Source organism: Paractinoplanes lichenicola (assembly GCF_016785085.1).
Classification (GTDB): Bacteria; Actinomycetota; Actinomycetes; order Mycobacteriales; family Micromonosporaceae; genus Actinoplanes; species Actinoplanes lichenicola.
This window is the reverse complement of the sequence record NZ_JAENHO010000015.1, coordinates 14,873-27,477: the sequence shown is the minus strand read 5'-3', so window position 1 is coordinate 27,477 and position 12,605 is coordinate 14,873. Positions and strand designations below refer to the sequence as shown.

Genomic DNA, 12,605 nt, shown 5'->3' with positions numbered 1-12,605 from the left:
CTACGGCTGAAGACCGGTCGCGGCCAGGAACGAGCCGTCCATCAGGAACGGCACCGACTCGTGCTCGTGGACGACCAGCCAGCGCCCGTCGATGCGGCGCAGCCCGATCGTCACCCGGAACCAGAGGGTGAAGTCGTCGGTCGTGCCCTTGGGCCGGCCACTCATCGAGTCGTAGCTGGTGGCGAACGCGACGTCGCCGTCCACGGTGATCTCCAGCTGGGTCACCCGGCGCTGCGGCGGGGCCTCGAACGTGGCCAGCCATCGCTCGATCGGGCCGGGGTCGCTCGTGTCGACCCGCTCGCCCAGCGGCGGCGCCAAGCTGAACTGGACCACCTCGGGGGCCGAACAGGCCAGGTGACCCTTCACGTCGCCCTCGCTCAACAGGGCCGCCCGCGCCTCGATGACTTCCTGGATCTCCCGCATGTCGAACTCCTTGTTCTAGGAACTTCTCGCCCGGGACGTCGAAGCTGGGCGGGTGGCTTCGACATCCCGGTGAGCGAAGGAGAGAACTCGTGAAGTATTTGATCCTCATCCAGTCGAACGAGCGCAGCCTGGCGATCTGGGACAAGATGACCGACGACGAGCAGATGGCCTTCGGGCAAGGGCATCTGAGGTTGAGCACGGAGATGGGCGAGGCCGGGGTGCTGGTCGCCTCCGAGGGGCTGGCTGACCCTTCGCTGGCCCGGTACGTGTCGGTCCGCGACGGCGACACGGTCGTCTCGGACGGGCCCTATGCCGAGGTCAAGGAGCACCTCGCCGGCTTCTACCTGATCGACGTGGCGAGCGAGAAGGACGCGTACGAGTGGGCCGCGAAAGTGCCGGACGCGGCGACCATCGGGGTCGAGGTGCGACCGGTGCTGGACATGAGCGGGTGGGAATTCTGACCCCGCCTTCGCCTTCGTTCGAGGACATTTTGCGCACCGCCGCGCCGCAGGTGCTGGGCGCGGTGGTCCGCCGCTACGGCGACTTCGACACGAGCGAGGACGCGGTGCAGGAGGCACTGCTGGCGGCGGCCAAGCAGTGGCCGGCCGAGGGCGTGCCCGACAACCCGCGGGCGTGGCTGATCCGGGTGGCGTCCCGGCGTCGCATCGAGCTGCTGCGCAACGAGGAGGCCCGCCGCCGGCGCGAGGCAGTGCCGCCAGAGCCAGTTCCTTCCGTACGGGGTGACGACGAGCTCACGCTGCTGCTGCTGTGCTGCCACCCGGCCCTGACACCCGTGTCCCAGGTGGCACTGACCCTGCGTGCGGTGGGCGGCCTGACCACAGCCGAGATCGCCCGGGCGTTGCTGGTGCCGGAGAGCACGGTGGGGCAGCGCATCAGCCGGGCCAAGAAGAAGATCAAAGACGCCGGGGCTCGATTCGTGCTGCCTTCCGCTTCCGAGATGGCAGGCCGCTTGGTCGGCGTACGGCAGGTCTTGTACTTGATTTTCAACGAGGGCTACACGGCCAGCTCGGGGTCGTCGTTACACCGCGTCGAATTGAGTGCTGAAGCGATCCGGCTGACGCGGCAGCTGTCCGCTCTCGTGCCGGACGACGGCGAGGTTGCGGGACTGCTCGCGCTGATGCTGCTGACCGATGCCCGGCGGCCGGCCCGCACCCGCGCCGATGGTGCCCTAGTGCCGTTGGCTGCGCAGGATCGGACGTTGTGGAACCGGGCCGCGATTAATGAGGGCATCGAGATTATTACGGCCGCCCTGCGGGATACGGCGGTGGGGCCGTTTCAGTTGCAGGCCGCTATCGCCGCGGTGCATGACGAGGCCGCGGGTGCCTCGGACACCGACTGGGCGCAGATTCTCGAGCTCTATCGGCTGCTGCATGTTGTGGCGCCGGGGCCGATGGTGACGCTGAACCGGGTGGTCGCGCTGTCCGAGGTGGACGGGCCGTTGGTGGGGTTGCGGGCGCTGGAGGAGGCGGCTGGGGATCCAGCCTTGGCCGAGCATCATCGGGTGGCCGCCGTGCGGGCGCACTTGCTGGAACGTGCGGGAGATACGGGCGCAGCCCGCAACGAATATTTGCGGGCCGCCCGGCTGACGCTGAGCCTGCCGGAGCGCCGCTACTTGGAGTCGCGGGCCGCTCAGTTGCGCTCATAGAGTTAATCGCCCGGGGGTTCTGTCAGCGCTTCTTCCTTGGCTGTAATCGGCGACGACCTCCTGCAGTTCCGATTGGTACCACCGGGGCGGCGACCTGGTCCGGCTCCCGAACCTCGTAGCCGGCGTCACGAAGTTCCAAGACGGCGGCTTCAGGATCTCGACGAATCGCTGCTCGAAGCTGACGCCGCTGGAACTTGTCGCGACTCGCCGATAGGCGGTGCCGAGCACCAGGTTTGGGGTCGAGCACCCTTTCATCGATCAGCATCTCCAGGACGTCTTCGACCGAAGGGCGATAGCGTCGACCGCCTGTCAGGAGATGCAGCTTTCCTAGGCTGCCGTGTTCCTTGCGTCCCAATCGTCCTTGGACGGCTTGAAGACCTGCACCTCGTCGTCGGCTTGCGCGGCAGTCAACGGTGGGGTCATGGCGCGCCCTCCAAGGGTGACTACAGGGAACCAGCTGACCATCCCACGATAGGGAGTGGGCGCGACATTTCGGCGGTCATCAAGTATCGAACGTGAGAAACCTACACTCGATGTCATCAGAAGCCTACTGCTAGTACACGACACCTTAGGCGCCCTGAATCGGCCAGTACTTGCATTATGCCGGGAAGTGGTCGTGAGCTGACGAAGCCCGGGAAGCAAAACGTCCACCGTGCGTTTCCGCAGGTGGACGATGCTCAGTGCCCGGCGAAGAGCCTGGTGGCCAGGGGCGGGGTCGAACCGCCGACCTTCCGATTTTCAGGGTGCGAGTCAGCTTATCGGCGTACAACGACTACTACTTAAGACCGACGTTGCTGCTGGTGGCAGCATGCCAGGGTCGTCGTTCGTTGCCGTCTAGCGCGGTACCTTGCTAAAGCGCGTGTGAACAGTCCGTGAGCAGCGGAAGCCAGCTGAGTTGTGGATGGGTTTCGTGTGCTCAGCCAGAGGCAGTAGGGGGCATGTCAGATTCGTTGAGCTCCTCGAGGCCAGATGACCTTCACGTCAACGCTTCGTTCGTTGGCGTATCGGACGATGTCACCGGTGCCGCCCCTACCAACGGCGGGCTTGCCGTCCCACACAGCGATTAGCAGGTCGCAGTTGTCGACGACGGCCTTGCCCGCGGCCAGGTAGGCGTCCTCACCAGGTTTCGCGAAAGGCAGGGTGGTGATGTCATTGGCAAGTCCGCAAAGCGCGGTGTAGTTGGCTCGGGCCGCTTGATCGTCTTGGAAGCTGCTCTCGTAGTCGGAGCTGGGGATGATCGCATGCAGGCGACCTCCCGTCGCTAGGACGGTGAACGCGAATAGCTGGTCGGCACCCTCGGCCAGGCTGGTGATGCCAACAAGATTCTCATCGGATTGCTCGGTAAGGATCCCTGCGATGGAGGAAGTGATGGTGCGACGGGTGGACAGGCTTAGCCGTTGATGTCCAGTCAGCCCTACTCGCATCATAGATCTCCTTGACTGGCCAGCCGCCAGAAGTAACGCCCCAGCATCGTGAGGTAGACGTAGCCGCTCTCCATGGCCACCCAGTAATGATCTCGCTTGTCGTCGGTGGTGATCAGGTTGGCGTTGCGCAGCCGCCCGACGTAGTCGAACTGTTGCTGTTCGACGGTGCCGGGCTCTCCGGCCGGCAGCGGGCGGCCGACTCCCTCATGTGCAGGAGTCAGTTGCAGTCGCGATTCAGCAGTCGGAAAGTGCTGTGGCAGCTGACGTAGCAGGTCGATATCGAGCCATGGAGGACCTACCCGGAGGACTACCGGTTCGGTGAGGGACGTCTTCAGCACGGGACGCTGCTGCCAGGCACCGAACGCCGGGCTGATAAAGCCGTACAAGCTCAGGGCGGTCACATTGCCTCGGTGATCGGTCGCTCCTCCTTCGAGACCGTCAAGCAGCATGCGGGTGAAGGCACCGTGCCCTGCCACCTCTTTAGAGGTCTCGGTGCCTCGGCTGGCGGCCATAATGGTGAGGTTCTCCCGAAGGACCACCTTATTCAAACGAAAGCTCTCCGCTACGCCGGCGGCCTGCAGCCCAGGCGTGTTCCCGGTGTCACCGCTGAAACAGCAGTCAAGCACTATGGTGATGCTGCGGGCCGCTGAGTCGTTGGCCAAGGTGACCAGATCACTCATTGAGACGCCCAGGCTGTTCGCGGTGGCGTCCTGGGTGACCAGGTCGGCGCCCCAGGGTGTCTGCCCGCCATGCCCAGCGAAGAAGAAGAGAAGGTCGGCATCACGGGGGTTGGCGAACAGCTCAGTTAGGGCCCTCCGCAGGCTGTCACGGGTGATCTGCGACGTGTTGTCGCTGGTGATCAGCCGGGTCCCCCAGTTTGGGGTACCGTCTGCGTGTTTCTGAAGAAGATCATTGAGAGCGACGGCGTCGGCGACGCACCCGGTAAGCGATCCCCCACGGGGGTATGCGTCGATGCCGACCACTAGAGCCCGTTTCATGCGTTCTTACCCTCGCCCATCATCTGATCGACTGCCGCGGCGACGATCTCCCACCTCCAGGCCACTACGCGATTCCGCGGCAGGCCAGCCGGCAGGGTGCTGGTTGACGCTGCCCCGCCGACGTAGACGCCGAAGACGGGAACGTTGAGTTCCTTGGCCATCGTGATCTCCTTGGCGACGCCCGTGGCGCTCGCCATGTACTTACCTACTAGCACGATGCACATGTTCGTACTGGCCATCTTTGCTTTGATCAGCCTTTCCCACTCGCTCTGCGGCAGCGCGGTCTTGCTAGACCAGTCGTGCACCGTGAACGGCGTCGGAGATTCCTTCTTAGCCTGCCCTGCGAACAGGATTTTCTCGACCTGGTTGTTGTCGAAGTCGAAACTGACGAATGCACGCGGATCAGCCATAACTGGTCTCCTGACGAGGAATCGGCTGCGGTCTACGGAGACAGTAGTCGGGGCCACCGACAACCGTGGCGCACCTGGCCGATGGTTTGCGTCGTTACCGCCGCCACCTCAGCACTGCGCTCCTTGGCCTTGCCCGATGCCGTCCGTTAGGCAGGTTGTGATATAGCGGCGACCTGCGCGGCGATATCGGGAGACAGGTCAGCGATCTTTTCGCTGGTTGCAAGGTCCAAGGTCGTCTTTTGGTAGCGAACGAGAGCAAGGTCGCTGGCAGTTACCCGAACGTCGAGGGGACGCGCCGCAAGATAATCTCGGATCCGGCTCTCTGCCGCCCGCGGGTTGTCATGGCCGTTGGGGAAGTCCCCGACGACTAGGTACCAGTCTGAGTCCAAGGACGGACCGTCGTCGTGGTAGCGGTGCCGGAACCCAAACTGCTCTGCCCGCTTACGGATCCGGCCCAGGATGTTGGACGGCGGTACTGGCCAGCCGATCAGAGTCGCTAAGCCACCAGAGAGAGCGAACGACCGCTCATACGGATCCACTCCTCGGCTCGTGAACGAAGATGCGCCGGGGTAATAGCCGCCGAGCCGCATGTCCACTGGATTCTCGAATGCCTCCGCGATGCTGCGCATGAGGCCTCGCACGTCTTCGGCCGCAACCGGCCGCAACGGAAACTCAAGGCCGATGACGGTGGCATGAATTTGCTCCAGGGTCCGCGGGACGAACTGCGGGAATTGCCGGCTGATCTCCACCTGCAACTGGCCAAGCCACCGGTACATCAACGGCGGCTTGACGCCGTAGAGCGTGACGGCGGTGGCGCCGGCGTACTCGTCATTCGTCAACGAGTTCCTCCAAGGTGTCAATGCTGATCGGCCGCGAGTGCGCCCATTGACGCCGGAAATCGGTGGCGAAGTGGTGGAAAGGCCCGGGCGTCTCGGTGTTGTGAAATTGCAGAACTGGGCCGAGATGCTGCGTCGTATAGTAGCCGCCCGGCTGCACTCGGAGCTCGGCGTCAGACCGGAACGAAGACGGATCGTCAATCTGCTGCGATTCTCCGGAGGGAGCCGCTCCGATATCACCGTCCAGCATCACGCCAGTGAACGGGTACATGAAGGGTGCCAGCCTGATTTCAAAGGTTGGGAATGACGTGAAGCCTCCATGCCGGATAGCCTCGTAGACTGCGTGCACGTCCTCCGCAAGGGGCCTTTTTTCTCGTTTGCTAAGGCGCTGCATGTCCGGTGTGTCCGGATCGAGGACGAGCACCTTGACCGAGACCGGAGGATCCCTGCGCAATAATTCGAGGACCACGTCGTCCAACGTCTGAAATGTCAACGAGGCCGTGACTCCGCTGATGGCTAGTTCCACGTCGGCGCGTTTGTAGAACGAATCTGGCGGAAGCGATTTCGCTACGCCACTTCGATATTCGATGTCACGAAGCCCGGCCAGACGCGCCGCTTCGAAGATAGAGATTCCACGCTCGCTATAGACCGGCTCTTTCTCGCGACTGCGAGCCTCAGCCGCTATCTGCTCGATGTTCGGTAAATTCGCATTTTCTAGGCGGCCCTGATCGATGGCACAGCCGGCCCGCTGCAGGAAATTAGCCAACCGCCGAGCACCACCCGGCGTCGCGAGGTCGACAACGTTAAGCCCGTCGAGATTGGTCGCCTGACGAACCTCGCCAATGCGAGCGAGGACCGTTTTTTCGGGGAGTGCTGAAATCGCCATGCCCGTCTCGATCAGTACGTTCTGCCGCGGCTGCCCGGCGTAAAACGCGTCCGCTTCTCCGCGCCACAGGTCCGGATGGGTGATTGCCAGGTCGTCTGGTGTGAACACGACGACGACCGCTTGCACGCCTTCGAACAGCGACTGCACCGCGTCCCAGGTGTTGGGCAGTCCACCGGCCGCCCGCATGATGGCCTGATCGAAGGAGAGCGGAACGAGTCCTAAGTCGCTGATGAGGGTCTCGACCGCGTCCTTGGCGTGCAGGTCGCGTCCGTACGCGACCGCCACGATCTGCTCCGCACCATCATTCGCCACCATCGTTTCCTCCACGCGGATCGGGTTCTTCATCGTTCGTCCACGCGCGAGCGAGCGTCAAGTAGTCGGGCCGAGTTCCGACCGAGTAGCCGACCCATTCCGAGGACTGGAGTCACCCTGACCAGCACAAAGTCGGAAACTCGCTGATATCATTCACTACTTCAATAATCGGCGGCTACCGTCCGCTTAGGACGACTGCTGTGGCATCGTCATGTGGCTTTCCGCGCCAGCGGGTTGGTTCAACGTCAGTGTCTTCTGCCTTCCGTACAGCCTTGACGAGCCCCTTGGCGCCAACCTGGTCGAACCGATCGAATGCCTGGCGCCAAGTCCAGTCGTATCGTTCGGTCAGCCTACTTATGCCATCAGAACAAATCAGGACTCTCTTGACCATGGCGGCAGGAACACTGCCAATCAGGGCATGGTCCGCTGCTTCAGGCACAGCACCGAGGACCCAGAAGCCCTCGGGCTTGTTTCGGACGGTACGAACATAGTCAGGCCGGTACGTCCTAACACGCTCGGTTGTGACAGGCGCCCCAGACAACCGATCTACTCGATCGTCGATTACGGCCGTGCAGTCACCGTCAGGGTCCTCAATGACGACAGCGCAATCGGCAACGACAAGCCACTCGACATGTGAGCCTGTATGCCTCGCTACCGCGCACGCAGCGCCCGGAGACAGCGGGTCGCTCATGTCGCAGGCAGGCCCGTGGTTGGCCATGGTGGCGCATACCGCGTCCCGGACGAGCTCTGTAAGGCGATCTGTAGGCCGTGCATCGAGATTCTTTGCGATGTGTTCGCCTAGGCGGGCCACCACCCAAGTGATTGGGTGAACGCATCCACCGCTTTCGCCCGGGTACCGGCCGGCGCCGTCAAGCACCAAAGCCCAGTTGTCGCCCGCCAGCCACAAATCCTCGTTGTCGCTGCCCGGCGCGGCCTCGGTTACCGCATCGATGACCCGCAAGTGCTCGCCTTTCAGTCTGGGATCTTGAATCTGTAAGCCATCTGGACCATGTCGCCGCTGATCACCGCGAGCATGACCTCGACCGCGCGGCCGTCGACATCGAATGTCGTACGGGTCAGGTCGACGACGGGCGTTCCGGCCGGAAGCGCTAGCGCAACGCTTTCGGGGCCAGTCGGCATGCGCACGCGCCATTCCTCGGAGATCTCGTCCAGCTCGTGGCCGGCTTCTTCGAGCCTCGCGTATCCGCCGCCGGGGCCGGTGTTCTCTTCCCTGATCAGGGTGCCCTCGACAACCAAGAGTTCGTAGTACGAGTCAGCCAACTGGTTCGGCCGGCCGTCGACGTGCGTTGTTCGCCGGCGAACCCAAACCGGCGTCCCCTCGGGAATCCCCAAGCGCTCCGCAACGATCTTTGGCGCGGGAACCTCAGCCAGCTCCCGCATCATCTGCCCGGCGGTGTGACCTTGCGCTTCGGCCTCAGCGGTCAAGATCGCTTTCCCCTCACGCCACCGAGACTTGCTGTACCGCTCGATGCCGTGCCGGCGAGCGGAGGGGCGCTCCCGCACGAAGTTGCCTTTGCCTTGTTGGGACACAACTAGTCCCTGCTGTTTCAGCAGGTCAATGGCCTTACCCCTCAAGGAGGTCGCCGCCCTGCTCGGCCTCAGCCTCGGCGGTACCTACCAGGCGATCCGGGCCGGCGAGATCCCCGCCAAGCGCATCGGTGGCCGCTGGGTCGTACCGGTGCACCGCTTCCACACCTGGCTCAACACGCAGGACAGCGACCCGGCCGCGGGGCATCTCGCCGCCTGACCAACCGCAACCTCCGTGGGCCGCTGGTATCTGCCGGCGGCCCACGGCCCGTCGATCTGAGGAGGAGGCCCGCTTGCGAGGCTCCGTGTTCAAGCGCTGCCAATGCCGCGACGCCAACGGTAAGAAGGTCAAGAACTGCCGCAAGCCCCACGGCTCGTGGTCATACACAGTGGACGCCGGCACCGACCCCGCCACCGGCAAACGCCGCCAGACCACTCGCAGTGGCTACAAGACCAAGACCGAGGCCGAGGATGCGCTCACCGCCGAACTGGCGAAGCTCAACGCCGGGACGTGGACCGACGACCGTCGAATGACACTGGGCAGGTGGCTCGATCAGTGGATCGATGCGCTGATCGCGGCGAAGAAGTCGCCCAACACGATCAAGAACTACCGCGGGCACATCCGCGACGCGTGGAAGCCCCAGCTTGGCCACAAGCTATTGCGCGACCTGCGGCGTAGCCACATCGAAGGGGTGCTCGCCGACCTGGCGCTGCCGCTTGAGGGCGAGCGACCCGTCGGCAACATCGGCCGACGAATCGAGCGGCGAACACCGGCCACCATCGACGGCTACCGGCGGACCATCCGCGCCGCCCTTTCGGCTGCCCAGCGCGCCGAGCTGATCTCGATCAATCCCGCGATCGGCCGGATGGACTCGATACCTGTGGAGAACGACATCGACGAACATGACGAACCCGAGGTGTGGCAACCTGAGGAAACCGCTCGGTTCCTCGAACACGTATTCGATGACCGACTGTCGGCGCTGTACGAACTCGCGGCGTATGCCGGCCTCCGCCGAGCCGAATTATGCGGCCTGCGGTGGTCAGACATCGACGCGAACGGTGCCGGCCTGCGCGTCCGGCAGACAATCGTCTCGGTTCACGCGCTCGCAGGTTACGCCTGAGCAGGCCACGTGCCCGGTGTGCGGCGAGATACACATCGGCCGGCTCTTCAAGGCGCCCAAGTCGCGCAAGGGCCGCCGATGGGTCCCGCTCGCCGCGCCCGCCCAGGAGGCCCTGAACCGCCACCGCGCCGCGCAACAGGAAGAACGAGAGTTCTTCGGCATCGACTACCAAGATCACGCCCTGGTCTTCTGCCGGCCCGATGGAATCCCGCTCCGACCGGACCGCGTGACGGTCGAGTTCGAGAAGCATGTGACCGCGTGCGGCCTTCCGCCTTGCCCCCTGCACGACACCCGGCACGGCGCCTGCTCGCTCATGCTCGCCGGAGGGGTACCGATCGAAATTGTGCAAATGATCCTCGGGCACTCGTCACCGGAAGTCACTCGGCGCGTCTACGCCCACTTGATGCGCTCGACGACGGCTGCGCAGGTAGAGGAGGCCGCCAAGCTATTGACACATCACCGAACTCGCCGGAGTCACGGTGAGTGAACCCTGCGGAGCGGCACGCGCAGGAGGACTATCAATTCCCGATTCTTATGACTCTGACCGTAAGACGGACAGTGACCCGACTGCACGAGTGATAGGTGCCGGGCGGCGTTGCCGCTGCAGTGCGGTGAGTTCGATCCGGTGCCCGCGAACGCCGAAGCGGCCGGTGCCGGTCTGGTTCGTGTGCGGGAGTTGACCGTGGTCGCGGCGGTGACCGCGACCCGGACCGCGGGCGCGGGCCTGCAGCTGCGGGTTCCGGTCGTCGGAGCGAAACTGGGCGCGAAGTACCAGCACAAGAGGAGCGACACTCAGCGGGTGGAGATCGTCCTGGCGCCGCCGCCGGAGCACCCCATAACAGGCGTGCCGCGAGAGGTGCAATGGGGCCCATCCGGCTGATGCGCACCGAGCCCGTGGAAGAGGAACGTGAGAAAAACGGCTCTGCCGGAGCCGTCTGGCATGAACAGGACCGATGATGCCGGGGATCTTCAGTGGGTGGAAGCGGCGCGAGCCCCGGACCGGCAGCCGCGCCGGCCGGCGGATGCCGGCGCGGTCGACGACGACCGCCCCGCCACGCAGCGATCATCTGTGGCAGTGGGCGGCGGGACGGCAGCGTGACGCGCGGACCGGCACGACCTGGCCCCAGCGGCAGCCGCCGCCCTGCCCGCAGCAGACCGCATCCCCATGCGCCGCGATATCGGCGGCTGACGGCCCCGAACAAGTAGTCCAATTCTTCAAGATTGACCCATTTCAGGAGCTCACCATCCAGCTCGGCGACCCGGTCGAAGGGATCGCAGGGCCGTCGTTGGGCTGCGTGCCGATCGCTGCCGCCCGCGCGGCACTGGCGTTTCAGACCGATTTCGAACAACGCTGGTTCCTCCAGCGGCTGCAGACCGGCGAACTGTCCGCGTCGGTCGCGCTGGCCCCCGCCGAGACTGTGACCCTGACGGTACGCACCACACAGCGCAAACAGTTCGATCAGACGACGGTCGACGAGGTCGAACAGGTCGACCAGCAGGAGAGCGTGACAGCCGACAAGGAGGCCGTCAACGTCAGCCGGTCCTCGTCGAAGACCAACAACTGGACCGTCGCGGGTAACGCGTCGTACACGCTAGGGACGGGCAATACCCTCGGCGTGAACGCGTCGATGAGCGAAACTCTGAACGAGACGTCGACTTCGTCCGCCCAGACCACACGCGAGAGCACACAGAAATCGGCGTCGACGCTGAAGACGACCCACAAGGTACAGGTCCGCGAGGCGACCGAGAGCGTGTACGAGACGGGCTCCACCCGCCGGATCACCAACCCGTACCGGGACCGTTCCCTGCGCCTCGACGTATACGCCCTGGTCAAGCAGTACTGCGTGCAATTTCACCTGGTCCGGATCGCCCCCGTGCTGGTGGTGACCGTCGACGCGATGATGTTCGACCGTGACTTCGTCCAGCGGCAGGGACCGTTCCTGCTTCAGGATCTGACCGACCGCTCGCTGGAGGCCGAGCTCGTGGAGGCGTTGCAGACCGTGGCCGGGCTGCCGGCGCCAGGCCAACAGGGCCACGCCCATGACATCGCACTGACCGCGCTGGACTACCTTTTCGCAGGCCCGGTTATCTTCCACCTGCCGGCTACCGGAGCCCTCGACTTCAACGACCCCGGCACCTCATTCCTGCAGACGGAGGACCTGGGGGGTTCCGGACGGGGTGACACCAGCGGTCTCACCGACGCGACCGCCAACCAGCTCGGTGTGGTGCTCACCATGCTCGGGGTCTTCTACGAGCTCTACCATCGCAAGGTCCTCACGCTTCCCGAAGAAGGTCCCGCCCGGGGCGAGCTGGCGGTGGAACTCGCCCTGGCACTGGACCGAGCGCTGGCGGAGCGCTGGATCGGCGCCGAGGAGAACGATCACATGAGTAACGTTCTCGACCGCGGCAGCATGGGTGAGGTACTACGCCGGCTGGCCGGGTTCCTCGCGGTCACCTCGGGCGTCCTGCGACCGTTGATGCAGCCGGTCGAAGCGGAGCTGGCAGACCGCCGGGAACGCGAGCGGGCCGAATGGGTCATCAGCCGGGTGGTGGATCATCTGAGGTGTCACACCGGCTTCTACACCCAGCGCTTCCTGCAGTACTGCGCCACCCAGACACACGGACGTGACATCGCGGCCTTCGTCAGGCAGCTGCTGGCCGGGTTCATCGAGGGGACCACCGAAGAAGCCGCCGACGTGCTCAACCCGGCCGCCGCCTACCTCGACGGCGCCAACATCATCGTCCCGCTGCGCCGGCAGCCGACCCACGACGAACTCGTCGCTCTGGTGAAACGACTCGATCATCACGACGACGATCAGCAGGTCGAACTGCCCGGCGGTCTGGTGGACACGACAACCGTCACCGTCCCGACAGACGGCCAGCACATCGAACCGGTCGCCGGCACGTGCGTACTCGCCGATACCACCGGCGGCGGCGAGCAGTATCAGCCGATCCACGTCGTCGTCGAGCCCGGTTCGTGA

The 12,605-nt window shown here is 64.5% G+C and carries 15 protein-coding genes; 7 read left to right on the top strand and 8 right to left on the bottom strand.

The genetic code is table 11. The features are described 5' to 3' along the window. Nucleotides 1-423 (bottom strand): YybH family protein, encoded by a 423-nt coding sequence (locus JKJ07_RS40880; RefSeq protein WP_202997403.1) that lies wholly within the window; start codon nt 421-423, stop codon nt 1-3. A gap of 89 nt (nt 424-512) precedes the next feature. Between JKJ07_RS40880 and JKJ07_RS40875 the strand changes: the two genes are divergently transcribed. Together JKJ07_RS40875 and JKJ07_RS40870 are read left to right on the top strand one after the other, a co-directional pair. Further along, on the top strand, nt 513-884 hold the full coding sequence (locus JKJ07_RS40875) for a YciI family protein (RefSeq protein ID WP_202997402.1): 372 nt from the start codon (nt 513-515) through the stop codon (nt 882-884). After that, complete coding sequence (locus tag JKJ07_RS40870) at nt 872-2,089, top strand: RNA polymerase sigma factor (protein ID WP_307834668.1); 1,218 nt, start codon at nt 872-874, stop codon at nt 2,087-2,089. The genes JKJ07_RS40875 and JKJ07_RS40870 overlap by 13 nt, the downstream gene beginning before the upstream one ends. Nucleotides 2,090-3,030: 941 nt before the next feature. Here JKJ07_RS40870 and JKJ07_RS40865 read toward each other — a convergent pair. The 7 genes from JKJ07_RS40865 to JKJ07_RS40835 all read right to left on the bottom strand — a co-directional run bounded on the left by JKJ07_RS40865 (nt 3,031) and on the right by JKJ07_RS40835 (nt 8,401). Continuing rightward, complete coding sequence (locus JKJ07_RS40865; protein ID WP_202997401.1) at nt 3,031-3,513, bottom strand: hypothetical protein; 483 nt, start codon at nt 3,511-3,513, stop codon at nt 3,031-3,033. Further along, nucleotides 3,513-4,496 (bottom strand): caspase family protein, encoded by a 984-nt coding sequence (locus tag JKJ07_RS40860; protein ID WP_202997400.1) that lies wholly within the window; start codon nt 4,494-4,496, stop codon nt 3,513-3,515. The genes JKJ07_RS40865 and JKJ07_RS40860 overlap by 1 nt, the downstream gene beginning before the upstream one ends. 11 nt (nt 4,497-4,507) lie before the next feature. After that, nucleotides 4,508-4,921, bottom strand: a complete 414-nt coding sequence (locus JKJ07_RS40855) for a TIR domain-containing protein (protein ID WP_202997399.1) — start codon at nt 4,919-4,921, stop codon at nt 4,508-4,510. Between the two features lie 146 nt (nt 4,922-5,067). Further along, complete coding sequence (locus JKJ07_RS40850) at nt 5,068-5,760, bottom strand: hypothetical protein (protein WP_202997398.1); 693 nt, start codon at nt 5,758-5,760, stop codon at nt 5,068-5,070. Then, nucleotides 5,750-6,988 (bottom strand): TIR domain-containing protein, encoded by a 1,239-nt coding sequence (locus JKJ07_RS40845; protein ID WP_202997397.1) that lies wholly within the window; start codon nt 6,986-6,988, stop codon nt 5,750-5,752. The genes JKJ07_RS40850 and JKJ07_RS40845 overlap by 11 nt, the downstream gene beginning before the upstream one ends. A gap of 142 nt (nt 6,989-7,130) precedes the next feature. Further along, nucleotides 7,131-7,862, bottom strand: a complete 732-nt coding sequence (locus JKJ07_RS40840; protein ID WP_498370765.1) for a protein phosphatase 2C domain-containing protein — start codon at nt 7,860-7,862, stop codon at nt 7,131-7,133. 65 nt (nt 7,863-7,927) lie between these two features. Continuing rightward, on the bottom strand, nt 7,928-8,401 hold the full coding sequence (locus JKJ07_RS40835; protein WP_236030767.1) for a GntR family transcriptional regulator: 474 nt from the start codon (nt 8,399-8,401) through the stop codon (nt 7,928-7,930). 133 nt (nt 8,402-8,534) lie between these two features. Between JKJ07_RS40835 and JKJ07_RS40830 the strand changes: the two genes are divergently transcribed. The 5 genes from JKJ07_RS40830 (at nt 8,535) to JKJ07_RS40810 (ending at nt 12,605) form a co-directional block, all read left to right on the top strand. Beyond that, the gene (locus JKJ07_RS40830; RefSeq protein ID WP_202997559.1) at nt 8,535-8,723 is read left to right on the top strand and encodes a helix-turn-helix domain-containing protein; all 189 of its coding nucleotides are present in this window, start codon (nt 8,535-8,537) and stop codon (nt 8,721-8,723) included. Continuing rightward, entirely contained in the window at nt 8,635-9,624 is a 990-nt protein-coding gene (locus tag JKJ07_RS52065; protein WP_307834666.1) for a site-specific integrase, read from the top strand. Before JKJ07_RS40830 ends, JKJ07_RS52065 begins: the two co-directional genes overlap by 89 nt. A 16-nt stretch (nt 9,625-9,640) precedes the next feature. After that, nucleotides 9,641-10,111 carry a tyrosine-type recombinase/integrase gene (locus JKJ07_RS51395; protein WP_202997394.1) on the top strand — a complete coding sequence of 157 codons (471 nt, stop codon included), beginning with the start codon at nt 9,641-9,643 and terminating at the stop codon, nt 10,109-10,111. 108 nt (nt 10,112-10,219) lie between these two features. Then, nucleotides 10,220-10,504: a trypco2 family protein gene (locus tag JKJ07_RS40815; RefSeq protein ID WP_202997393.1), complete on the top strand. Its 285-nt coding sequence runs from the start codon at nt 10,220-10,222 to the stop codon at nt 10,502-10,504. 76 nt (nt 10,505-10,580) lie between these two features. Next, nucleotides 10,581-12,605, top strand: a complete 2,025-nt coding sequence (locus JKJ07_RS40810) for a hypothetical protein (protein WP_202997392.1) — start codon at nt 10,581-10,583, stop codon at nt 12,603-12,605.

Coding starts and splice junctions, on each gene's coding strand:
- JKJ07_RS40880 (WP_202997403.1), bottom strand. CDS start 423: ATGCGGGAGATCCAGGAAGTCATCGAGGCGCGGGCGGCCCTGTTGAGC.
- JKJ07_RS40865 (WP_202997401.1), bottom strand. CDS start 3,513: ATGCGAGTAGGGCTGACTGGACATCAACGGCTAAGCCTGTCCACCCGT.
- JKJ07_RS40855 (WP_202997399.1), bottom strand. CDS start 4,921: ATGGCTGATCCGCGTGCATTCGTCAGTTTCGACTTCGACAACAACCAG.
- JKJ07_RS40845 (WP_202997397.1), bottom strand. CDS start 6,988: ATGAAGAACCCGATCCGCGTGGAGGAAACGATGGTGGCGAATGATGGT.
- JKJ07_RS40830 (WP_202997559.1), top strand. CDS start 8,535: ATGGCCTTACCCCTCAAGGAGGTCGCCGCCCTGCTCGGCCTCAGCCTC.
- JKJ07_RS40810 (WP_202997392.1), top strand. CDS start 10,581: ATGCCGGGGATCTTCAGTGGGTGGAAGCGGCGCGAGCCCCGGACCGGC.